The organism is Comamonas sp. B21-038, assembly GCF_022387135.1.
GTDB lineage: Bacteria > Pseudomonadota > Gammaproteobacteria > Burkholderiales > Burkholderiaceae_C > Comamonas > Comamonas sediminis.
This window is the reverse complement of record NZ_CP092462.1, coordinates 3,090,459-3,113,892: the sequence shown is the minus strand read 5'-3', so window position 1 is coordinate 3,113,892 and position 23,434 is coordinate 3,090,459. Positions and strand designations below refer to the sequence as shown.

12 protein-coding genes are annotated in these 23,434 nt (G+C 65.0%); 8 read left to right on the top strand and 4 right to left on the bottom strand.

Features of this window, described 5'->3' with window-relative positions; translation table 11 throughout:
• Window positions 1-3: 3 nt before the first annotated feature.
• Window positions 4-1,086 carry a cyclase family protein gene (locus tag MJ205_RS14325; protein WP_239809085.1) on the bottom strand — a complete coding sequence of 361 codons (1,083 nt, stop codon included), beginning with the start codon at window positions 1,084-1,086 and terminating at the stop codon, window positions 4-6.
• 136 nt (window positions 1,087-1,222) lie between these two features.
• Between MJ205_RS14325 and MJ205_RS14320 the strand changes: the two genes are divergently transcribed.
• The 6 genes from MJ205_RS14320 (at window position 1,223) to MJ205_RS14295 (ending at window position 19,471) form a co-directional block, all read left to right on the top strand.
• Window positions 1,223-2,020 carry an IclR family transcriptional regulator gene (locus MJ205_RS14320; RefSeq protein ID WP_239809084.1) on the top strand — a complete coding sequence of 266 codons (798 nt, stop codon included), beginning with the start codon at window positions 1,223-1,225 and terminating at the stop codon, window positions 2,018-2,020.
• Window positions 2,021-2,118: 98 nt separating this feature from the next.
• Window positions 2,119-3,204: a TerB family tellurite resistance protein gene (locus tag MJ205_RS14315; RefSeq protein ID WP_239809083.1), complete on the top strand. Its 1,086-nt coding sequence runs from the start codon at window positions 2,119-2,121 to the stop codon at window positions 3,202-3,204.
• 605 nt (window positions 3,205-3,809) lie between these two features.
• Window positions 3,810-13,454, top strand: coding sequence for a hypothetical protein (locus MJ205_RS14310; RefSeq protein ID WP_239809082.1), 9,645 nt, complete (start codon window positions 3,810-3,812; stop codon window positions 13,452-13,454).
• A gap of 634 nt (window positions 13,455-14,088) precedes the next feature.
• Window positions 14,089-17,718 carry a choice-of-anchor P family protein gene (locus tag MJ205_RS14305; RefSeq protein ID WP_239809081.1) on the top strand — a complete coding sequence of 1,210 codons (3,630 nt, stop codon included), beginning with the start codon at window positions 14,089-14,091 and terminating at the stop codon, window positions 17,716-17,718.
• A gap of 485 nt (window positions 17,719-18,203) precedes the next feature.
• Complete coding sequence (locus MJ205_RS14300) at window positions 18,204-18,833, top strand: DUF6806 family protein (protein ID WP_239809080.1); 630 nt, start codon at window positions 18,204-18,206, stop codon at window positions 18,831-18,833.
• A gap of 89 nt (window positions 18,834-18,922) precedes the next feature.
• On the top strand, window positions 18,923-19,471 hold the full coding sequence (locus MJ205_RS14295) for a YgjP-like metallopeptidase domain-containing protein (RefSeq protein ID WP_239809079.1): 549 nt from the start codon (window positions 18,923-18,925) through the stop codon (window positions 19,469-19,471).
• On the opposite strand, the gene murI is transcribed toward MJ205_RS14295, so the two are convergent.
• Together murI and MJ205_RS14285 are read right to left on the bottom strand one after the other, a co-directional pair.
• Window positions 19,472-20,323, bottom strand: a complete 852-nt coding sequence (gene murI / locus MJ205_RS14290) for a glutamate racemase (RefSeq protein ID WP_239809078.1) — start codon at window positions 20,321-20,323, stop codon at window positions 19,472-19,474.
• Between the two features lie 67 nt (window positions 20,324-20,390).
• Complete coding sequence (locus MJ205_RS14285; RefSeq protein WP_239809077.1) at window positions 20,391-20,765, bottom strand: hypothetical protein; 375 nt, start codon at window positions 20,763-20,765, stop codon at window positions 20,391-20,393.
• Window positions 20,766-20,986: 221 nt separating this feature from the next.
• On the opposite strand from MJ205_RS14285, the gene MJ205_RS14280 reads away from it, so the two are divergent.
• Together MJ205_RS14280 and MJ205_RS14275 are read left to right on the top strand one after the other, a co-directional pair.
• On the top strand, window positions 20,987-21,691 hold the full coding sequence (locus MJ205_RS14280) for a YebC/PmpR family DNA-binding transcriptional regulator (protein WP_239809076.1): 705 nt from the start codon (window positions 20,987-20,989) through the stop codon (window positions 21,689-21,691).
• Window positions 21,692-21,868: 177 nt separating this feature from the next.
• Window positions 21,869-22,147: a PsiF family protein gene (locus MJ205_RS14275; RefSeq protein WP_021027750.1), complete on the top strand. Its 279-nt coding sequence runs from the start codon at window positions 21,869-21,871 to the stop codon at window positions 22,145-22,147.
• 128 nt (window positions 22,148-22,275) lie between these two features.
• Here MJ205_RS14275 and MJ205_RS14270 read toward each other — a convergent pair whose 3' ends face one another.
• Entirely contained in the window at window positions 22,276-23,298 is a 1,023-nt protein-coding gene (locus MJ205_RS14270) for a porin (protein ID WP_239809075.1), read from the bottom strand.
• Window positions 23,299-23,434 lie beyond the last annotated feature (136 nt).

Here is a 23,434-nt window from a genome sequence, read left to right as displayed (position 1 = left end):
CCTTCAGACGGTGGCGACCGGAGTCACGGGTGAGCCCACGGCACCGGGCAGGCGCAGTGCCGGTGCGGTGAGCATGAAGCGGTAGCGGCCATGGGCCTGCAGCCACTGCGCCAGTGGGTGCAGGTACCAGAGTTCGCCAAACGGCATGCCGAGCTTGAACAGGCACAGCTCGTGCAGCGGCAGAAAGGCGCAGCTGCCATCCACCGGCCGGCCGGGCACCGATTCGATGCCGTAGTTGTCGGCCACCAAGGTGGTGATGTGGCTGTCGATGATCCACTGCTGCAGCTCGGGGTCGCGCCCATCGAGCACCGCGCCAACGGTCTCGGGCATGTCCGGCTTGGGGGGGCCATCGCAGGCAAGCAGCAGTTCGCTGAAGCCGGTGTAGAGCGCCACGATGTCGCCCTGGGTCACCTCGATGCCGTCGGCCTGCAGCACCTCCTTGAGCATCTTGCCCGACACCAGGGTGTGGCCGTCGCCAAAGTGGCGGCGCAGGTTGACCAGCACACCCCGGCCCTGGATCGCCTGCTCGGCCAGGCGCTCCACGCCCAGCGCCTTGGCGCGGGATTGGCCGCCCATGTCCGGCAGGTCGTCGGGTGCGAGGATGTCGATGCCGGCCTGGAAGCCGTTGTAGTAGACCAGTTCGTCCACGCCATCGCCATTGATGTCGAAATGGCTGCCCACATGCGACAGCGCATCCCATTGCGTCGAGTACTGCAGGTAGATCTCGGCATAGTCGTCGCTGACCACGTCGGTGTAGAGCGGGTTCTCGCGCGACAGCGCAAAGTTCAGGCCCGGGCCCAGCGGACGGCGCGAGGGCTTGATGATCGGCGGGTGGCGGCGCGGGTTGAGCGCATTGCCGCCGGGCTTGTCCAACGGCAGGCTCAGGCAGAAGCGCTCGCCGGTCTGTATCTCCCGCGCCGCTTCCTTCACCTTGTCCGCCGTCAGGTAGTTCAGGCGGCCGAGCTGGTCGTCGGGGCCAAAATCGCCCCAATTCGATTGCGCGGGGCGCTGGGTCCAGCGGGGCGAGCCAGCGCTGCCGACAACAGGAGCGGGGTGCGGGGCATGTACAGGGCGGTAGGCGTTCATAGGGTTTTCCAGATAACGGGGGAGACAGGCGCCGGCAGCCATCTGCATTAGCTTGTGCGGGCCTTGCGGGGTGACGACCAACTATGAAACGGGAAGCGCTGGGATGGCAAAAGCTGGCAGCACGGATGTTCACGATATGAACTCAGGTTTTCCCGGGGCGCAGAGCCCTGCGCGCCTGGTCAAGGTGCTGCGCTTGTTGACGCGCCACCATGTGCAAGGCCTGTCGATTGCCGATCTGACGGCGCTGTCGGGGCTGGACCGTTCGACCGCGCGGCGGCTGCTGATGGTGCTGGTGCAGTCCGGCTATGCGGCCAAGGATGCGGACACGGGCCGCTACCGCCTGGGGGTGGAAGCGATGCTGACGGGGCTGGCCGCGATGGCCAAGCCGCCGATCTTCGGGGTCTGCCACCCGGTGATGGTGAGCGTAGCCAGACGCACCGGCGATACGGTGTTTCTGATCATCCGCGTCGGCGACTTTGCCCATTGCCTGCATGTGCAGCCGGGCAGCACGGTGCTGCCTGCGCACAGCCTGATGACCGGGCAGATCCGCCTGCTGGGCCAGGGAACGGCCAGCCTGGCGCTGGCCGCCAGCCTGCGCGATGCCGAGCTGGAGCAGATCTTCCAGCGCCGCCGGCTCGACTACGAGGCCGCCGGCATCAGCCAGGAGCGGCTGATGGACATGGTGCGCCAGACACGCAAACGCGGCCATTCGCTCAGCGTCAACCTGCTGACCTCGGGTGCCACTGGCGTGGGGCTGGCGATCGAGTTCCAGACCGACCACAGCGCGCATATCGCCGCCATCAGCGTGGCCAACCATGATGCGCAGATGGATGCCGCACACCAGGCGCAGGCGCTGCAGGTGCTGCGCGACGAACTGGCCCAGGCCGGCATTGCGCAGGTGGGCGGCGGTGCAGGCGATCGCGTAGGACGGTAGCGCAGAGTGGCCGCTGGCAGCCCTGGGTGCGGAACCTGGGCCGCGCCCTGGGCTCAAATTGCGTTCTTTTGTGCACTTTGAATGCGGAGCCCTGATCCATGACGACTGAAGAAATGCGTGCCACCTTGACCTTGTGCCTGCTGGCCTCGTTCGCCGATGGCGAAAAGCACGAGCGTGAGCGCGAGCAGATCCGCCAGGTGGCCGAGGGCCTGGCGGCCGACCAGCAGATCAACCTGCCCCACCTCTACCAGGATGTGCTGCTGCGCCGCGTGCAGCTGGGCGATGTGCTGGCGCAGCTGCAGACGGTGGAGTCGCGCCAGCTTGCCTATGAGATGGCGCTGTGCGTGTGCGAGGCCGATGGCAGCACCAGCCCCAAGGAAGCCGCCTTTTTGGCGCAGCTGCGTGAGGCCTTTGGCACGGCGCAGCCGGCGCCATCCACCGCGCCGCCCGCTGCGCCAACGCCTGCGGTTGCGGCAGCCACGGGGATGGCGGCTGCCGCTGCGCTGAGCACACCCCGCGAAGCAGCGCTGGCCGGTAGCCTGGTCGATGCGCCGTTGAATGCTGCCTTGCCTGAAGCCCCGCTCGCGCTGACCGAGCCAGCACCCCACCCCGTAGCGGCTGACCCGCTGCTGGCGGCACAGGCCGAGCGCCGGCCCTCTGCGTTGCCGGTGGAGGCCATGGACCAGAAGATACTCAAGGCCTCGATTCTCAATGGCGCGATCGAGCTGTTGCCCGAGAACCTCTCGACCTTGGCGATCATTCCGCTGCAGATGCGCCTGGTCTACCAGATCGGGCAGAACTATGGCTACGAGCTGGACAAGGGGCATATCAAGGACCTGCTCGGTGCGCTGGGCGTCGGCCTGACATCGCAGTACCTGGAGCAGGCCGGGCGCAAGCTGCTCGGCGGTTTGCTGGGCAAGGCCGGCAAGGGCCTGCTGGGTGGCCTGGGCAAGCAGGCGGTCAGCAGCGGCATGAGCTTTGCGTCTACTTATGCGCTCGGCCATGTCGCCAACCAGTACTACGCCGGCGGGCGCCAGCTGTCCACCGAAATGCTGAAGAACGCCTACGCGCATGTGATGCAGGATGGGCGCCAGCTCCAGCCGCGTTACCAGGCGCAAATGCAGCAGACCGCCAGCGGCTTGACCACCGCCAAGATCCTGTCGATGGTGCGCGGCGGTCAGTAGGAATATATCTGAATGTAACTGCTCCTGTAGGTCAAAACCTGGAATTTATGCAGGACGATACCGTCGATATTGTCGGACTATATTGATTTCTGTATTTGGTTTTTTGACTGATTTATGCTGAACCCGCCTGCATAGGCGGGTTTTTTTGTTTCAAAAATGCGCTGTGGCATGTCTTACAAAATCCAGCGTTTATCCCCCATTTCTCCTCTGAAGGAGTATGAAAACAACCCAAAAGCGCATTGCATGGCAGGAGGTTTGCCCAGGGATTTTGGCAATTTTCTCAGCCGGTGGGACAGTCAAGCAGAGTTGAATTTGCCTATAGACCGGAACTAGTCGCGGTTATATGTTCTTTCAATAAATTAATTTACTGTTTACCAAAGATTCAAAGTACGGTTGTCCTTGTGAATAGTTGTGTTTGTATCAGCAATCATCGGCACCTGTCCTCGACCCTCGGTGGATAAGGCCTGAGTGGAACTCAGCCTGTTCCGGCGTCTTGGCGCGGTGTACTAGGAGACGCTATGAACCCGATTGGTGCGCAGAGGACACTTCGCCGTCTGTTGTATGGGGGGCTCGCGAGCCTGGCCCTCGTCTGCAGTTTTAACGCTTTGGCGGCCTCTACAGGAGCTGGCCGGGCCTATGGCCTGCAGGTGACCGCCGATGCGGCCGGCGTGGGGCTCGGCGTTCCGATTGCCGACACGGGGCCGCGAACCGCACCACCGGATTTCAATGCGCCCACCTCGGTCCTCAGTGCATCGGTTGCTGCAGGCCTGGGCAATTTGCTGACCGTGCGCACGGGTGTTCTCAACGCCGCCACGCAGAGCAAGCTGGCGCAAAACAGTGTCGTGTCCTCGGCGTCCGTCAATGGCCTGGCCCTCAAGCTCGCCGGGCTGGCGCTCGGGGCCGATACCGTCAGCTCGCAAGCGAAGATGTCCTGCGAAAACGGCGTCCTCAAACCAGAGGGGAGTGCGCAGATACTTGGCGCCTCGGGCTCGCTGGTGGGTGTCGGTGTGGGGGTCAACACCTCGGTCAATCTGACCATCGGCGTGCCAACCCTCGGGACCATGGTGGGCGTGGTTCTCCACACCAATGAGCAAACACTCAGCAACCAGGGGCGGACGCTGAGCGTCAATGCGCTGCGCGTCGAGCTGGTCGCCACCGCGCTGGGCGCGCATTTGCTTGGCGCATCCGTCGTGGTCGGCAACTCCACGGCCACGATGGCCGACTGCGCGCCGACCGTCACCTTGGCTCCATTGCCGCTGATCACCACCAGCAACCAGTCCTCGGTCGCCGTCAGCGGAAGCTGCAGCGCCGGCAGTGGCAATGTGGCCATCACGTCCACGCCCACAGGTGCCAATCAGTCGCTGCCTTGCTCGGCCACGGGCAGCTATTCCGGTTCGGTGAACACCACCGGGCTGGCCGATGGCCCCGTAACGCTGACGGCATCCCAGTCCCCCGCAGGGCCGGGCAGCGCCGCCACCCAATCCACCACCAAGAACACGGCCCCGGTGGTGCAGCCGCCCGTCGTGACGGTCGTCTCTGCGCCACCCATCACCTTGGTCAACCAGGCGTCGTATGGCGTCTCGGGCACCTGCTCGGCCAACGGTGCGGCGGTCGCCATCCTGGTGGGCGCAGTGCCCGCATCGGCAACGTGCAACGGCGGCCTTTGGTCGGCCACCGGCCTCAATGTCACAGCCGTGCCGAATGGGCCGGTCACCGTCACGGCTTCGCAAACAGTCAGTGGTTTGCTCGGCTCGGGCAGTTTCGCCACCAGCAAGGACGTCACCGGTGTGCTGCCCGTGGTGGTCGTTACGTCGGCACCGGCCATCACCGCGGCGAACCAGGCCTCCTACACCGTATCGGGCAGCTGCTCGGTGAACGACAGCAACGTCACGGTCCTGATCGACACCGTCACTGCCACCGCGCTCTGTACCGGCAATATCTGGGCTGCCGCAGGCCTGGATGTCAGTGGGTTGCCCAATGGGCCAGTCACGGTCACGGCCTCCCAAACGGCCAACCTGCTGACGGGTTCCGGCAGTCTGGGAACGACCAAGGATTCGGCCGGCGCCATCCCGGTGGTGACCATCGGCTTGGCACCGGCCATCACGCAGGCCAACCAGACTGGCTATACGGTCTCGGGGACCTGCTCGGTCAATGGCAACAGCGTGGCGGTGCTGGTAGGCGCTGTCTCTGCCTCTGCGCTGTGCACCAACGGCAGCTGGTCGACTGCAGGCCTGGATGTCAGTGCCTTGCCCAATGGTGCGGTCACGGTCATGGCTTCGCAGACCGTGGGCGCGCAAACCGGATCCGCGACCCTGGTCACGAGCAAGGATGTGACGGGTGCTGTGCCTGTCGTCGCCGTTACCTCGGCTCCCACGATCACCCCGGCGAATCAGGCGTCCTACGCCGTCTCGGGCAGCTGTTCGGCCAACAGCATCGGCGTCGCCGTTCTGATCGGCTCCCTCGCTGCCACGGCGACCTGCAATGGAGGCCTCTGGTCGTCGGCAGGCGTCGATGTCAGCAGCTTGCTGGATGGATCGGTCACGGTGACAGCCTCACAGACGGTAGGCAACCAGACAGGGTCGGGCAGCCTCTTGACCACCAAGAACACCGTGGTGGAGGCTCCCGTGGTGACCATTGTTTCGGCACCCGCCATCACCGCACTGAATGAGGCGTCCTATACCGTCTCGGGCACCTGCTCGGCCAATGACACGCCTGTCGCAGTCCTGGTCGGTTCCGTGGCGGCCTCGGCAGCCTGCACCGGCAGCATCTGGTCCAGTTCGGGCATCGATGTCAGCGGCTTGGCGGATGGACCGGTGTTGGTCACGGCCTCGCAGACCGCCGATGGCCAAACCGGATCAGGCAGCCTCGTGACCGCCAAGGACACGGCGGGTATTGCCCCCGTGGTGTCCATCAGCTCGGCGCCTGCCATCACGGCAACCAACCAATCCGCCTATACCGTCTCGGGCACCTGCTCGGTCACGGGTTCGCCCCCCGGCTCGAATGTGGCGGTACTGATTGGCTCCATCCCTGCATCGGCGTTGTGCAATGCTGGGCTTTGGACCACCTCGGCGGTGGATGTGGGGACGCTGCCGGATGGCGCGGTCACGGTGACGGCGTCGCAGACCGACAATGGCCTGACCGGATCGGGCACGCTGGTGATCAGCAAGGACACGGCCGGCGTCGCACCTACCGTTGCGGTTACCTCGGCTCCCCCCATCACGATCGCCAACCAGGCGTCCTATATCGTTTCGGGCACCTGCTCGGTCAACGACAGCACGGTGAACGTTCTGGTGGGTTCCATCGCCGCATTGCCCCTGTGCAGCGGCGGTGCCTGGGCCACTGCAGGCCTGGATGTCAGCAGCTTGCCCGATGGACCTGTCACGATCATGGCCTCCCAGACCGCCGGTACCCAGACGGGATCGGGCAGTGCAGTGACCAGCAAGAGCGCGGCGGGGATCGCCCCCGTGGTGACCATCACCTCGGCCCCTGCAATCACGGCTGCGAATGAGTTGTCCTATACCGTCTCGGGCACCTGCACGGCCAATGGCACGGGCGTTGACGTTGGCATCGGGTCCATATCCGCCTCGGCGCAGTGCAACAGCGGCCTCTGGGTCACCGCAGGCCTCAATGTCAGTGGCTTGCCCAATGGATCCGTCTCGGTGGTTGCTTCGCAGACCTTGGGTGGGCTGACCGGCTCGGGCAGCCTGGTGATTGGCAAGGACTCGGTGGGCATTGCCCCCGTGGTCACCATTACCTCGGCCCCCGCGATCACCGCCGCGAACCAGACTGCCTACACCGTCTCCGGCACCTGCTCGGCATACGGCGCGCTGGTGACGGTGCATGTCGGTGAGGTGGCAGCCGTGCCGTTGCCGGTGTGCAATAGTGGGATCTGGTCCACCGCAGCGATGGATGTCAGCGGCTTGCCGGATGAAGCGGTCCTGGTGACGGCTTCGCAGACCGTGAACGGCCAAACGGGATCGGGCAGCCTGGTGACGGCCAAGGATACGGCCGGTATCGCTCCCGTGGTGACCGTGACCTCGGCACCCGCCATCACGGCTGCCAACCAGTCTGCCTATGTCGCAGCAGGCACCTGCTCGGTGAATGGAACCAACGTGGCCGTGCTGGTCGGCGCGGTATCGGCATCGGCGCCTTGCACCAGTGGCGCCTGGTCTACCGCTGCGCTGGATGTCAGTAGCCTGCCCGATGGGTCGGTGACCGTGACGGCCTCGCAGACAGCGGGCGGCCTGACGGGATCAGGCAGTTTGGTCACCAGCAAGGATTTGGCTGGTGCTGCACCTGCGGTGGCGATTGGCTCGGCGCCTGCCATCACCGCTGCCAACCAGTCGGCCTATGTCGTATCGGGCAGCTGTTCTGCCAATGGCGCCGATGTGTCGGTTCTGGTGGGCCAGGTCGCTGCGACGGCACCATGCAGCAACGGCGCCTGGACGACCGCCGCGCTGGATGTCAGTGGCTTGCCCACTGGATCGGTGACCGTGCTGGTCTCACAAACGGTCGCCGGCCAAACGGGATCCGCCAGCCTGGTGATCAACAAGGAATCCGGAGGGACCGCACCCGTGGTGAGCATCAGCGCCGCTCCCGAGATCACCGCGGCCAACCAGTCGGCCTATACCGTCTCGGGCACCTGCTCGGTCAACGGTACGGCCGTGGTGGTCCAGGTGGGCGCCCTGTCAGCCACGGCAACGTGCGGCAGCAACGGTTGGACCACCGCCAGTCTGGATGTCAGTGGCTTGCCCGATGGCTTGGTCACCGTGACCGCGTCGCAGACGGTGGGCGGTGGTACGGGGGCGGCGAGCGTGGTGATTGGCAAGAGCACGGGCGGCGCGGCTCCCGTGGTGACCATTACCTCGGCCCCCATCATCACGCTGGCCAACCAGGCGTCCTATACCGTGGCGGGCAGCTGTTCGGCCAATGGCACGAATGTGGCCGTCCAGGTGGGCAATGTGCCTGCCACTGCGATGTGTGACGGTGGAAGCTGGTCTGCTGCCGGCCTGGATGTCAGCGGATTGGCGGATGGAGCTGTCATCGTGACGGCTACCCAAACGCTGGGTGGCCTGACCGGGTCGGGCAGCGTCGAGACCAGCAAGGCCACCGCAGTGGTGGCTCCGGTCGTGGTCATTACATCGGCACCGGCGATCACCGCCGTCAACGTGGCGGCCTACACCGTCTCTGGTACCTGCTCGGTCAATGGCCAGGCAGTGGCTGTGCTGGTCGGCTCGGTAGCTGCCACGGCGCAGTGCAATGATGGCCTGTGGGCCGCCGGTCCCGTCGATGCCGGTGGCCTGGCCGATGGTCAGATCACGGTAGAGGCGTCGCAAACTGCCGGTGGCCAGACGGGAACGGTCAGTTTGGTGATCAGCAAGGACACGGCCGGTGTTGCGCCCGCCGTGAGCGTGACGTCGGCACCGGCGATCACTGCAGCGAACCAGTCGGCCTACACCGTCTCGGGTACCTGCTCGGCCACCGGCGAGGCGGTGGCTGTCGAGATCGGCACGGTTCCCGCCTCGGCGCAGTGCAACGCCGGCCTGTGGACGAGCCTGGCTGTGGATGTCAGTGCCTTGCCCGATGGCCCGGTCACGGTGAAGGCCTCGCAGACGCTGGGCGCCCAAACCGGCACGGGCAGCCTGGTGACCACCAAGGACGCGGCCGGCAACGTACCCGTGGTGCGCGTGACGTCGGCACCTGCGATCACATTGGCGAACCAGGCCGCCTATAGCGTCTCGGGCACCTGCTCGGTGGATGGCAGCAGCGTGGCAGTCCTGGTCGGCTCGGTATCGGCATCGGCACAGTGCAATGCCGGCATCTGGTCCTCAGCGGCTGCGGATGTCACTGCGTTGCCCGATGGAGCCGTCACCGTCATGGCCTCGCAGACTGCCAATGGCCAAACGGGATCGGGCAGCTTGGTGACGACCAAGGAAACGGCAGGCACCGCCCCGGTGGTGACCGTCAGCGCGGCACCTGCGATCACCGCAGCCAACCAGGCGTCGTACACTGTCTCGGGCACCTGCTCGGCCGACGGCACGCCGGTCGCGGTGCAGGTCGGTTCGGTGGCTGCAAGCGCCCCATGCGCGGCTAGCACCTGGTCCGCCGCAGGCCTCAATGTCACGGTTCTGCCCGATGGAGCGGTCACCGTGACTGCGGCACAGACCGTCGGCAGTGTGCTGGGATCGGGGAGCCTGGTCACCTTCAAGGACACGGCTGGCGCCGTGCCGGTGGTAACCGTTACCTCGGCTCCCGCCATCACGGCAGCCAACCAGGCCTCGTATGTGGTCTCTGGCAGCTGCTCGGTCAACAGTGCGGCGGTGGCTGTACAGATCGGCTCGGTGTCGTCATCGGCGCCATGCGCCGGGAACTTCTGGACCATCCCAGCCGTGGATGTCAGTGGTCTGCCGGATGGACCGGTCACGGTGACCGCCGCGCAGACGGTTGGCGCGCTGCAGGGATCGGGCAGCCTGGTGACCACCAAGAACACAGGCGGCGTCCCACCCGTGGTGACCATTACCGTGGCTGCGGACATCACGGCGGCCAACCAGTCGGCCTATAGCGTCTCGGGCAGTTGTTCGGTCAACGGCACCAATGTGGAGGTGCTGGTCGGTTCGGTGTCCGCATCGGTGCCCTGCACCAGCGGCAGTTGGATGACCGCAGCGTTGAATGTCAGTGGCTTGCAGGACGGCACGGTCACCGTGACCGCTCAGCAAACGGTGGGCGCGCTGGTGGGGTCGGCCAATGTGCAGGTCAACAAGAGCACTGGCGTAGCCACACCCGTGGTGACCATTACGTCGGCACCTGTCATCACCGCAGCCAATGCATCGGCGTACTCCGTCTCGGGCACTTGCTCGGTCAACGGCAGCAATGTGCAGGTGCAGGTCGGCTCGGTGTCTGCAACGGCACCGTGCAATGGTGGCCTCTGGGCGACCGCGGGCATGGACGTCAGCGGTCTGGCGGATGGGCCGGTTGCGGTGACGGCGACCCAAGTGGCTGGTGGCCAGACGGGCACGGGCAGCTTCGCCACCAGCAAGGACACCGCAGGCGTGGCACCGGTGGTGGCGATCACCTCGGCGCCTGTGATCACGGCAGCCAACCAGTCGGCCTATACGGTCTCGGGTACCTGCTCGGCGGATGGCGCCAATGTGGATGTGCTGATAGGCGGCCTCACCGCGTCGGCGGTGTGCAACAGCGGCATCTGGGCGACTGCGGCCATCGATGTCAGCGGCTTGGCCGATGGACCGGTCTCCGTGTCCGCGTCGCAGACGGTGGGTGGCCAGATCGGCTCCAGCGGTTGGACGACCAGCAAGGATTCGGCAGGCGTGGTGCCGGTGGTCGCCATTGGCTTGGCACCTGCGATCACGGCGGCCAACCAGTCCGCCTATAGCGTCTCGGGCACCTGCTCGGCAAATGGCGCCGCTGTCACGGTGCTGATTGGATCTGTCCCGGCATCGGCGCAGTGCAACGCCGGCATCTGGACGAGCGCGGGGGTGGATGTCAGCGGCCTGCCCGATGGCGCGGTCACCGTCATGGCCTCGCAAACCGCTGGTGGCCAAACGGGATCGGGTAGCCTGGTGATCACCAAGAACGCGGCCGGCGCCGCACCGGTGGTGGCCATTACCTCGGCGCCTGCGATCACGGCAAACAACCAGTCGGCCTATGGCGTATCGGGCACCTGCTCGGCCGATGGTGCCAATGTGACGGTGCTGGTCGGCAGCATCTCGGCGACGGCCGTGTGCAGCGCTGGCGCCTGGTCCATCGCGGGCCTGGACGTCAGCGGCCTGCCCAACGGACCGGTGACGGTGACAGTGGCGCAGACGGCGGGAGGCCAGACGGGCACCGGCAGTATCGTGACGAGCAAGGATGCGGCTGGCGTAGTGCCTGCCGTGGCCGTGACCTCGGCGCCTGCGATCACGGCGGCCAACCAGACTGCCTATACCGTATCGGGCACCTGCTCGGTCGATGGCGCCAATGTCACCGTGCTGGTCGGCACCATCTCTGCGACGGCCCTGTGCAGCGGCGGAGCCTGGTCCACCGCAGGCATCGATGTCAGCGGCTTGCCCGATGGTGCGGTCGCGGTACAGGTGGCGCAGACAGCGGGCGGCCAGACGGGGTCGGGGGGTTTTGTGACTAGCAAGAACTCCAGTGGGGGCACGCCGGTGCTGGCCATCACTTCGGCACCAGCGATTGCCTTGTCCAACCAGGCGTCCTACACCGTCTCGGGCACTTGCGCGGCCAGCGGCAGCAATGTGACCGTCGTGGTCGGCTCCCTGTCTGTGTCGGTGCCGTGCAGTGGCGGAACCTGGTCCACGCCAGCGCTGGATGTCCGTGGCTTGCCTGATGGTGCGGTCACGGTGACGGCTTCGCAGACGGTGGCTGGTGCAGTGGTCTCTGTTTCCCAGAACCCGGTCAAGGACACCGTGGCGCCCGCAGTCGCGATCGGCACGGCGCCGAGCATCGATACCTCCAACCAGAGCGCCTACCGCCCCGCGGGCAGCTGCACCTCGGGTGACGGCGCCATGACGGTGAAGGTCGGTACCGTCCAGGCTGCAGCGGCCTGCGTCAACGGCAGCTGGACGGCACCGGGCATGGATGTCCGTGGCCTGCCGGATGGCGCGGTTGCAGTGACCGCATCGCAGACGGACCAGGCCGGCAACACGGGCAGCATAACCCGCGAAGTCTCCAAGTCGACGGGCTCTGGCGGCGAGCCGCCCGAGCCTCCGGTGGCCCGGATTGCGCCCCAGAACGGTACCTGGATCATCAGCGATGAGCTCAATGGCGAGCCAGGCCGTGGCATGGGTATCGACATCCAGGACGGCGTGCTGTTCATGCAGGTCTACAACTACCGCCAATCGGGCGAGCCGACCTTCCACACGGCGCTGGGCACCTTGCGCGACAACAAGGTGACCGCTCCGCTGTACTTCTACGAAGGCGGGCGCTTCTTTGGCAGCGAGCAACGCGATGGCCATGCGGCCGGCAGCCCCGGCAATGTGGTGATCACCTTCACCAGCCGCAGCACCGGTACGATCCAGTTCCCCGGCGAGCCGGTGAAGGCCATGCACCGCTTTGACTACGAGAGCACGCCTGCTGGTGTCTTCTCCGATCCGGCCTTTGTCGACCGCTGGGCCATGGTCGAGCTCAACAGCAGCAACCAGCCGGTGCGCAGCTGGTGGGCCGATATCGGCAGCAGCGAACAGGTCTCGATGAGCGAGGACTGGGTGGCTGCAGCGATGGGCTGGCCATACCCACCTGCCGTGGCAACGGCGGTCCATGGCTTTGGCGGCACCTTGTCGGGCCATGTGGTGGCGCAATGCAGCTATGGCGGCCGGGGTCTGGTGTTCAACTGCGCGGGCAACCGTGCGGAGGCTAACGGTGCGCCGGCGATCGCGATGACGATGAAGCGTGGTGTAGACCAGCTCAGCGGCACAGTGAAGGAGGGCGGTGGCGAGACCCGGCGCCTGGTGGGCTTCCGCGTGGCGCGCGCTGCCTACGCCTGGCAGGACAACCAGCGCGTGCGCACCAGCTACTATGCGCCGGGCTACCTGCCCGAGTCGGGGACCTGGGTCGTCAGCAGCGAGTTGCGGGGCCTGCCTGGCCGCGGTATCTCCATCGAGCTGCAAAAGCCGCTGCACCAGGAAGACCATCTGTTGTTCATGTCGGTGTACGACTACCAGAGCGACGGCAAGGCCACCTTCCACAGTGTGCTTGGCGCGCATGATCCATCGACCACGCCCGAGCCCCACACCCCCGATCTGCCCACAGTGCAGTACCAGGGCGGGCGCTACTTTGGTGGCCCGGCTGCGATCGCAGGCTTCAAGGCGGATGCGGGACTGACCCAGTCGATCCACTTCAGCGCGCCGTCGGTGGGAACGCTGGCCTTCCCGGGTGAAGAGCCGGTGCAGATCGAGCGCTTCTACTACGGCCTGAACAAGGGATCGGCCCAGTCGCTGCGCGGGTCCTGGTCGGTGATGTCTGCGACCGACGCGATGCCAAGCCGTATCTTCCGCTTCCAAAAGCGCGATGAGCACTCGGTGATCGATACCGACTCGGGCTATGTCTGTGTTGCAGAAGTGCTGCGCCAGTACAACTTCCACTGCACGGGTCCGTCGGGATCACCCGCCTTCCGCTTTGTCGCCGGCTTCTACGGCGCCAGTACCGGGATCGTGGGTGACGACGAAGATGCCCCCGCCATCACGGTGGTGCGGGTGACCGACACCAATGGTGAGATGGTGCAGGCGGGCGACTGAGCGCAGAGGCCACCGCTGGCCTGGCAAGGCGCAGCGGTGGCTTCCGAGCCGGGTGGCGGTCGCGGTAATGGCGATGGTGTGCGGGGGCGACTGGCTGATGCGCTGTTGCAAAATCGGCATTGAATCTATGCCAGTATGTAACCGCTGCTGTAAGCCGGCGCCTTGATTTGACGGTGGAAGGCGCTGTCAGGCATGTCAGGCGCCGCAGGCTGGAGACGGCTCCAGCGCCTGTTTTCCCTCTCCCCGTACCGCGTGCCCACCGTGATGGTGGGCTTTTTGCTGGCTGCGATTGCATTACAAAAAGCAGCATTTATGCGGGATTTCTCCTCTGAAAACCGCGTTGGAATAGCGGGGAGTGCGACTGAAGCGGGCAGCCTGTACAGGCCAGTTCCCTCTGCCGTGCGGCCCGTAAAGCGCCAAGACTGCGGTAACCGGTTCTGGGCCGGAGCACTCGCGTGCTTATAAGCGACTTAAATAAAATAATTTGCCGTTTACCAAAGATTCGCTGTACCTTTGCGCTTGTGAGTAGTTGTGTTTGTATGAGCAATCAGCAGCACCTGTCCTCGGCCGTCGTTTGGTGGGGTCTGAGTGGATCACACCCATCTGGCGTTCTGGCGGTGCAGAAGGAGACGCTATGAACCCGATTGGTGCACAGAGAACGATCCGACGTCTGCTGTACGGGGGGCTTGCCAGCCTGGCCCTCGTCTGCAGCACTTCCGCCCTGGCGGCATCGTCAGGATCCGGGCGGGCCTATGGCCTGCAGGTCACCGCCGATGTGCTTGGCGGGGGACTCGGTATTCCGTTTGCCGATACCGGCCAGAAGAGTGCACCACCGGATTTCAACACCCCCATTTCCGTAGCGAATGTGAGCGTGACCGCAGGGGTCAACCTTTTGAGTGTGGGGACGGGCGTCATCAACTCCTCCACCCAAAGCAATCTGGCGCAGAACAGCGTGGTGTCCAACAGCTCCGTGGACGGCTTGAACCTGACGCTGGCGGGACTGTCTCTGGGCGCCAACACCATCAGCTCGCAGGCGCGCATGGCCTGCGTCAACGGCGTGCCGCAAGGCTCGGGCGATGCCCAGATCCTCGGCGGAACCGGTGCGCTCAGCGGCGTCAGCGCCGCCGTCAATGGTCTGGTAAATCTGACAGTCGGCGTGCCAACCATTGGCACGGAGGTCGGCGTCAAGCTCTACACCAATGAGCAAAGCCAAAGCGGCACCTCCATGAGCGTGACCGCGCTGCGCATTGAGTTGGTGGCCAAGGCCTTGACCCTGCCTTTGCTCAACGCGTCGGTGATCGTCGGCAACTCCACCGCGTCGATGCCCGATTGCAAGCCCACGGTGACCTTGAATCCGCTGCCGCCGATCAATGCGGGCAACCAGACCTCCGTGCCCATCAGTGGCAGCTGCAGCGCTGGCAGCGGCAATGTGGCCATCAGCTCCAATCCTGCAGGCGTCAACCAGTCGCTGCCCTGTTCAGCGGGCGGCACGTACGCTGGCTCGGTGAATGCACAAGGCCTGCCCGATGGCACGGTGACGATCACGGCGACGCAGACGGTCGCCGGACAGCCACCCGGTACCGCGAGCCAGTCGACCACCAAATCCACGGGTTCGGTGCCACCACTGCCGGTGGTGTCCGTCGTCGCGGCTCCGCAGATCACCGCGTCCAACCAGGCTTCGTACACCGTCTCGGGCACCTGCTCTGCCAATGGTGAAGCCGTGGCGGTAACGGTCGGCTCGGTGCCGGCCACTGCCGTGTGCGGCGCAGGCGTATGGTCGGCTTCAGGCATCAATGTCAGCGGCCTGCCCGATGGCGTCGTCACGGTGACGGCCTCGCAGACCGTCGGCGGCCAGACCGGATCGGGTACGTTGGTGACGGGCAAGGACGCGACCGCACCGGCGGTGGCCATCACTTCGGCTCCGGTGATCAATGCCGCCAACCAATCGGCCTATGGCGTGGCCGGCAGTTGCTCTGAAAACGGCGTAGCGGTGACCGTGCGTGTGGGCAGCGTGGCCGCTGTGCCGCAGCCCGTTTGCAACAGCGGTATCTGGTCCGCCTCGGGCATGGATGTCAGTGGTCTGCCTGCGGGCTCTGTCACCGTGACTGCGATGCAAACCGATGCCGCAGGCAATACCGGCAGTGCCAGCCGCGCGACCAGCAAGGAGAGCACGGCCGCTGTAGTGACCGTGGTGGTCGCGCCCCGCATCAACAGTGGCAACCAGGCCAGTTATGGCGGTGTCTCCGGTGCCTGCAGCGCCTCTGGCGGTGCGGTGACCGTGGCGATCGGCAGTGTCAACAGCACGGCTGCCTGCAACGCCGGCACTTGGGTGACGAGCGGTGTGGACGTGCGCAGCCTGCCAGAGGGCACGGTGGTCGTGAAAGCCTCGCAGACCGTCGCTGGCACCGTCATCTCCGGCTCGCTCAATACGGTCAAGGACACGACGGCACCGGCGGTCTCGATCAGCACCGCGCCGACCATCGACACCTCGAACCAGAACGCTTACAGCCCTTCGGGTACCTGCACCACCGGTGATGGCCTGGTCACCGTGAGTGTCGGGGTAATCAAGGTGACCGTGGCCTGTGTCAACGGGACATGGACGGCACCGGGCATGCAGGTGGGTGCCTTGCCCAAGGGGTCTGTCACGGTCACCGCTTCGCAGACCGATGATGCTGGCAATACCGGTAGCAGCACGCGCGAAGTGAACAAGACCTCGGACCCCAGCGGCGAGTTGCCCACCACGCTGATTGCCGCGCAGAGTGGCACCTGGATCATCAGCGATGAACTCAATGGCGAGCCCGGGCGTGGCATGGGCATCGACATCCAGGATGGCGTGCTGTTCATGCAGGTCTACAACTACCGCCAATCAGGTGCGCCGACCTTCCACACCGCACTGGGCACCTTGCACGACAACACGGTGACCGCGCCGCTGTACTTCTATGAAGGCGGGCGCTTCTTTGGCAGCGAGCAACGCGATGGCCATGAAGCGGGCAGCCCGGGTAATGTGGTGATCACGTTCACCAGCCGCAGCAGGGGCACGATCCAGTTCCCCGGCGAGCCGGTCAAGGCCATGCAGCGCTACGACTATGAGGGCACGCCAGCCGGCGTCTTCTCCGACCCAGCCTTTGTCGATCGCTGGGCCATGGTCGAGTTCAACAGCAACAACCAGCCGGTGCGCAGCTGGTGGGCTGACATTGGCAGCAGCGAGCAGGTCGCGATGAGCGAAGCGCTGACCACTGCCGCGATCACCTGGCCCTATCCGCCAACCGCCGCAACCACCGTGCACGGCTTTGGCGGGACCTTGAGCGGCCATGTGCTGGCACAGTGCAGCTATGGTGGCTCGGGGCTGGTCTTCAACTGCGCAGGCAATCGCGCAGGAGGCGCAGGCAGTGGTGGCACCGTGGCGCTGACCTTGCAGCGTGGTGTCGACCAGCTGAGCGGCACCGTGCGCGAAGGTGGCGACGAGGCGCGGCGCCTGGTGGGTTTCCGTGTGGCGCGCGCCGCCTACACCCGGCAGAACAACCAGAATGTGCGCACCAGCTACTACGCGCCGGGCTATGCCCCAGAATCGGGCACCTGGGTCGTCAGCAGCGAGTTGCGCGGTCTGCCTGGGCGCGGTATTTCGATCGAGCTGCAAAAGCCCACGAACGCTGAGGACCATATGCTGTTCATGTCAGTGTACAACTACGAGAGCGATGGCCAGGCGACCTTCCACAGCCTGCTGGGCGCGCACGATGCCTCCACCACACCGGAGCCCAATACGCCTGATCTGCCGACCGTGCAGTACCAGGGCGGGCGCTACTTTGGCGGCCCGGCAGCGGTGGCGCGCTTCAAGGCGGATGCGGGACTGACCAAGTCGATCCATTTCAGCGCGCCATCGTTGGGCACCGTGGCCTTCCCCGGTGAGCAACCTGTGCAGATCGAGCGCTTCTACTACGGCGTCAACAAGGGCTCGGCCCAGTCGCTGCGCGGCTCGTGGGTGCTGCTGTCGGCCGGTACGGCGATACCCAGCCGCATCTTCCGCTTCCAGACCCGTGACGCCAACTCGGTGATCGATACGGACTCGGGCTATGTCTGTGTCGCCGAAGTGCTGCGCCAGTACAACTTCCGCTGCACTGGCCCTGCGGGCGCACCGGCCTTCCGCTTTGTGGCCGGCTTTTACGGCGCCAGCACCGGCATTGTGGGAGACGCGGAGGATGCACCGGTTATCACCGTGGTGCGGGTGACCGACACCAACGGCGAGATGGTGCAGGCGGGCGACTGAGGCCGAGGGCGCCACCGCAGGCCTGGCAAGGCACAGCGGTGGCTTCCGACCCTGCAGCACCTGGTCCCAGGCCGGAACTGGTAAAATGCCTGAGCGCAAGGCACCACAGAGCAACGGTTTCGCAGAAATATCCTGCAAACCGTTGTTTTTTATTGCCTATGCCCCAGACGCTGGCCTGGCAATGCGAAGCATGTCGGCAGCGAAGGAGACCGTTTCGCATCCCCCGCTTTTGGTGGCGCGGGGATCGGGCGCCAGCCAGCAGGCATCCTGCTGGCTTTTTCTTCGTCTGAGATCGACAAACCGGGCACAATGTCCGATATTGTGGATATTGCGCCGCTCGGGTGGGTGGCGCATGGAGAGTTGCCAGCCCGGCCCGCTGCAGGTGGGGGGCTGGCGGCTTGTGCAGAGCGATGCGGCGTGCCGTGTCATCAGGCGTGGGGTTGGCCAGCGCAAGCGGACAGCCCCCATTTAGGAAGGTACAGAACATGCCCAGTTACAACCCACCCTTTGAGATCCATGTCCACGGACAAGTGCTGCTGCGTGCCGATGTCGGCTTTGACCAGCTGCAAGAGGCCTTGAAACCGCTGTGGGGCTACGCGGGCGCCAAGTCGCTGGTCGATGGCGCGGAGAGCGCTTACGAGGAAGAGCCCGGCATTCTGTTCGAGCCCAAGGACCATGTGCTGCAGATGTGCTGGACCGTGCGTGGTGACGATGATTTCCGCCAGTCGCTGGACGACATGTGCATGAACCTCAACGAACTGGCCGACCAGGGCGCAGCGATCGAGGTCACCTTCTACGACGCCGAGTTCGATGACGAGGAGCAGGACCGCAGCGCCGAGTCGCGCGATGACTTCATGATGCTGTTTGTCGGTCCGACACCGGCGGCCATCATGCAGGTGCAGCGCGACATGCTGGTGCAGGACGTGGTCAGCACGATGGAGCGCCACTTCGATGCCGGCGAGCTCGTCGGTGTGGTGGGCGAGATCGACAAGCTGTTCAGCCAGCGCTTTGATGCGCTGGTCGATTCGCTGGAGATTGGCAAGCCACCCCGTGGTACCGGTGGCCCCGGCGGCGGCCATGGCGGCGGCGGACGCCGCCCGCGCCACCTGCACTGACCATCGGCTGCGCTGCCCCCAGCGCAGCGCTTTCCGTGTTTCCCCCCAAGGCAGCCGCTGTGCTGCCTTTGTTATTGGCCTTGCCCCTCATGTCCAGCCCTGTCCTGCTTCCCTATCTGCAGTCCTATCCCGCCAGCTTGCAGCAGCAGGCGGGCAGCCTGGTGCAATCGGGCAAGCTGGGCCAGTGGCTGCTGCAGCGCCATCCGCAGCCGCACCAGATGCGCTCGGACAAGGCCTTGCATGCCTATGTGATGGGCCTCAAGGGCGAGCACATGCGCAACAGTGCGGCGCTGGCCAAGGTGGTCTATGACAGCAAGCTGCAACTGGTCTACCAGGCGCTGGGCATCCATGTGCGTACCGGCAAAAACCATGGCGGCAAGACCCAGTCGCGCCATGAGATCCGCATTGGCAGCCTGTTCAAGCATGCGCCCGAGGCCTTTTTGCGGATGATCGCCGTGCATGAGCTTGCGCACCTGCGCGAGTCCGACCACAACAAGGCCTTCTACCAGCTGTGCGAGTACATGGAGCCGTCCTACCACCAGCTGGAACTGGAGGTGCGGCTGTACCTGACCTGGCTGGACCAGGGCGGCCACCGGCTGTGGCAAGTGGCGGCTGATGCGGCGGACGGTGCCCGCTGATCAGTCAGCGGCCCGGCACACCTGAGGGGGCAGCCCCAGCCACTGGGCGGCGGCATACTGCAAGGCGGCCAGCTCTCCGGTGGTCACCAGGCTGAAGGCCTCATCGGCACCAGGTGCCTGCGCCGGCTTGCGCAGCATGCCGGTGGCATGCAGCAGGCTATAGGTGCGGCGGGCCACCGGCGTGGCCGTGTCCATCAGCTGCACCTGGTCGCCCACCAGCGCACGCAGGGTATCGGCAGCAAATAGGTAGTGGGTGCAGCCCAGCACCAGGGTGTCGATCTGGCCAGGCTGGGTGCCAAAGGCGCCCATGGCGGCCAGGTAGGTCTGGCACAGACGCTGGATATGCGCGGCATCGGCCGCCGCATCGCGCCCGGGCCGGGTGCTGTCTTCAATCGCACGCGCCAGTCCGTTGCAGGCCTGCACCACAAAGCGGGTTTGCGTGGCATGCGCAGCCTGCAGGGTGGCAAAGCGGCTGCTGGTGACGGTGCCCTGGGTGGCGATCACGCCCACCACATGGGTCTGGCTGTACTGAGCGGCGGGTTTGAGGGCGGGCTCCACACCGATGATCGGCAGGCCAGGGTGCTGCTCGCGCAGGCCCTCGATGGCCGCTGCGGTCGCCGTGTTGCAGGCAATCACCAGCGCCTTGATGCCATGGCGCTCGCGCATCTGCTGCGTGATGTGGGCGCAGCGCTGCTGCACAAAGGCGTCACCTCGCTCGCCGTAAGGGGCATTGCCACTGTCGGCCACATAGACGAACTGCTCATCGGGCAGCACGTCGCGCAGCGCACGCAGCACGCTCAGGCCGCCGATACCGCTGTCAAAAACACCAATGGGGGAGAGGGGGCTGGGCATGGAGGCGTGCACGGTGAGGGCTATGGAAAAAGAAGCGGGCGCCGTGATTGTAGGCAGGCTGCAGCTTTTATGCACCGGCCGCCGCCAGCAGCATCATGCAGGTGCAGACAATACTGGTGAGCCAGACGCCCAAGGCCACGCCCAGCACATGGGGCCAGCGCGGCAGGCCCGGCCGCCAGCGCTGCAGCAGGCAATGCGCGGGCGTGATCAGCAAGGCCTGCAAAAAGCTCGCCGAGATGAGGATGGGCCAGAGGCTGTCGCCCTGGATGGCATCGAGCAGCGCGCCATCGCCGGCCCAGACAAAGAGCTGCTCGGCAGGCGCATAGCTGGCAAAGCCCGGCAGCCCCAGCGTGGCAAAGGACAGCACAAGGCCGCCCAGGCTCCACAGCAGGGGCGTGCGCTGGGCCTGGGTCCATCGCCAAAAAAGCTGCAAATAAGACATCTCGGCATTGTGCCCATGAACGGTTGCCGCAGCTTGGCAGCCCGCGCCCTGGCGTCGTTTGACCGCATCGATGCCCCAGGTTTTTTGGCAGGAATTTCCCCTTATGGCCAGCACAGCCTTGGGCGGCGGTGTATAAATTTGCCCTGTCAATCTGGGCTTTGCCCGGCATTGTTGCCAGCAGCGACCGCTGCTGCCCAACCAACAACTAGGAAAACGCAGCCATGGGCGCGCAATGGAAAGCAAAGGGCAAGGCGCTGGTCGCTGATGCCAAGGGAAAACTCTTTGGCAAACTGGTCAAGGAAATCACGGTCGCGGCACGTTTGGGCGGGGGTGACCCGGCCAGCAACTCGCGTCTGCGCATGGCCGTGGAAGCAGCCCGCAAGGCATCGATGCCCAAGGACACGTTGGAGCGTGCAATCAAGAAGGGCTCGGGCGCAGGCGCCGATGCGGTCAACTACTCGACCGTGTTGTTCGAGGGCTATGCGCCGCACCGCGTGCCGGTGATGGTCGAGTGCCTGACCGACAACCCCAACCGCACGGCACCCAATATGCGCGTGTGCTTCCGCAAGGGCCAACTGACCGCCGTGGCCTGGGACTTCGACCATGTGGGCATGGTGGAAGGCGAAGCTGAGAACGGCGCCGATGTGGAACTGGCTGCCATTGAAGCGGGTGCGCAGGATTTCGAGCCGGCCGAAGAAGAGGGTGTGACCCTGTTCATCACCGAGCCCTCGGACCTGGACACCGTCAGCAAGGCCTTGCCCGAGCAGGGCATCAAGGTGCTGTCGGCCAAGCTGGGCTACAAGGCCAAGAACCCCGTCAGCATGGGCAGCCTGCCCGCCGAAGCGCAGGAAGAGGTGCAAGCCTTCCTGGCCGGCCTGGAAAATGACGACGATGTGCAGAACATCTACGTGGGCCTGGTGGACTGATCACAGTCTGTGCCAACGCTCCTGGAACGGCCGCGCAGGCCGTTTTTTTATGGGCGCTTGTGAGACGGTCGTAGGCAGTTTGCGCTTCTTCATCATCTGCCCATTGACACGCCGGGCCAGATATGCCGAAATTCGCTTGCGCTGGTCGTCGGCGCAGTTTAGATAAGAGCCCATACCATGAAAAAACTCATCGTCCTCGCCAGCATCGCGCTGGCATCCCAGTTTGCGCTGGCAGCCGACAAGACCCCCACGGCCCAGCAGCAGCTGATGGGCACCTGCAACACCGAGGCCAAGACCAAGGAGCTCAAGGGCGATCAACGCAAGGCGTTCATGTCCAGCTGCCTGTCTGACGGCCGCAAGCGCCAGCAGGAACGCATGAAGACCTGCAATGTGGACGCTACCGGCAAGAAGGGCGATGAGCGCAAGGCCTTTATGAGCGAGTGCCTGAAGAAGTAAGCCATTGTCCGCTCCGGCGCTGATGCGCTGGGTCTGCCCAAGCGGCAAGAAAAAACGCCAAGCATGCACAGATGCTTGGCGTTTTGCGTTGTGGGCCCCAAGGCACCACGGCTCGCTACACGAGCCGCTTAGAAGCGGTGGCGAATGCCGACGCCAAAGCTGGTGCCGTTGCCAAAGTCCTTGACCTTGTCGTACATCACGATGGCGTAGCCGTCGGTGCGCTTGGAGAAGTCGTAGTTGTAGCCGACGGAGACGGTGTCACGCTTGGCATTGCTGTCTTGCAGCTTGCTGTGCGCCCAACCGGCGAGGATGCGGCTGGTGGCGCCCAGCGGTACGGTGGCACCCAGGCTGGCGGTCTTGATCTTGAAGTCGGTGTCCTTGCCGGTCGTCTGGCCATAGGTCGCATAGGCCTTCACAAAACCGGCGTCATAGCTGCTGCCCAGCATCCAGTTGCGGTGGTTCTCGGCCAGCACGGCGGGCACGGGGTTGCTCATGTCCACGTCTTCATAGAAGCCGGTGATGGCAAAAGGACCGTTGGCATAGGTGGCATTCACACCAATGTTGTTTTTGCCGCCCTGGCCGGCCTGTTCACCAAACTGGTAGTGCAGGTTGCCGCTGAAGCCGCCGACCTTGGGCGTGCTGTAGATCACCTGGTTGCTCCAGCCGGTGTCCGAGGGGTTGCTGCTCTGCCAGCCGCTCTTGTTGAACAGCGACACGTTTTGGTGCAGCACCAGCGGCGAGAAGGTGAAGGAATCACCAAAGGGGTTCATCGAGATCGATGGCACGAAGTTGGGCGCCACGGTGCGGCCCAGGGTCACGGCACCAAAATCGCCGGACAGCGACACCAGCGCATCGCGCGACCAGAAGACGTCGCCGTTGAAGCGGCCGGGCGTGCCGGTGTCGGCGCGCATGAAGCTGGTCAGCAGGAAGCTGGCCTTGAGGCCGCCGCCCAGGTCTTCGGTGCCCTTGAAGCCGAACCAGGAGGTGGTCATGCCACCGCTGCCCAAGGTAGAGGTGCGGCCGTCATCGCCGGGAGCTTTCATCGAGCCGATATACATATCGACCAGGCCGGTGGCGGTCACCGACGATTGGGCCTGCGCCGCGGAGGCGCAGACGGCCATCACGGCCAGGGCGAGCAGTTTGTTGTTCATGGCAGTCCTTTGTTACAAGCGTGTGAATTTGTGATAGCGGTGAATTGTGAAGTCAGTGCCGACCTCCCTGAGCAATATGTGTGCCAATGGCGGAAAAAAGCGCTGGTAAAGACCCGAGGTGTGGCGTGCACGCCGC

Bases quoted from the DNA above. Each gene is read 5' to 3' on its own strand.
- MJ205_RS14280 (WP_239809076.1), top strand. From the start codon at position 20,987: ATGGGCGCGCAATGGAAAGCAAAGGGCAAGGCGCTGGTCGCTGATGCC.
- MJ205_RS14275 (WP_021027750.1), top strand. From the start codon at position 21,869: ATGAAAAAACTCATCGTCCTCGCCAGCATCGCGCTGGCATCCCAGTTT.
- MJ205_RS14285 (WP_239809077.1), bottom strand. From the start codon at position 20,765: ATGTCTTATTTGCAGCTTTTTTGGCGATGGACCCAGGCCCAGCGCACG.
- MJ205_RS14300 (WP_239809080.1), top strand. From the start codon at position 18,204: ATGCCCAGTTACAACCCACCCTTTGAGATCCATGTCCACGGACAAGTG.
- murI (WP_239809078.1), bottom strand. From the start codon at position 20,323: ATGCCCAGCCCCCTCTCCCCCATTGGTGTTTTTGACAGCGGTATCGGC.
- MJ205_RS14320 (WP_239809084.1), top strand. From the start codon at position 1,223: ATGAACTCAGGTTTTCCCGGGGCGCAGAGCCCTGCGCGCCTGGTCAAG.
- MJ205_RS14305 (WP_239809081.1), top strand. From the start codon at position 14,089: ATGAACCCGATTGGTGCACAGAGAACGATCCGACGTCTGCTGTACGGG.
- MJ205_RS14325 (WP_239809085.1), bottom strand. From the start codon at position 1,086: ATGAACGCCTACCGCCCTGTACATGCCCCGCACCCCGCTCCTGTTGTC.
- MJ205_RS14295 (WP_239809079.1), top strand. From the start codon at position 18,923: ATGTCCAGCCCTGTCCTGCTTCCCTATCTGCAGTCCTATCCCGCCAGC.
- MJ205_RS14270 (WP_239809075.1), bottom strand. From the start codon at position 23,298: ATGAACAACAAACTGCTCGCCCTGGCCGTGATGGCCGTCTGCGCCTCC.
- MJ205_RS14315 (WP_239809083.1), top strand. From the start codon at position 2,119: ATGACGACTGAAGAAATGCGTGCCACCTTGACCTTGTGCCTGCTGGCC.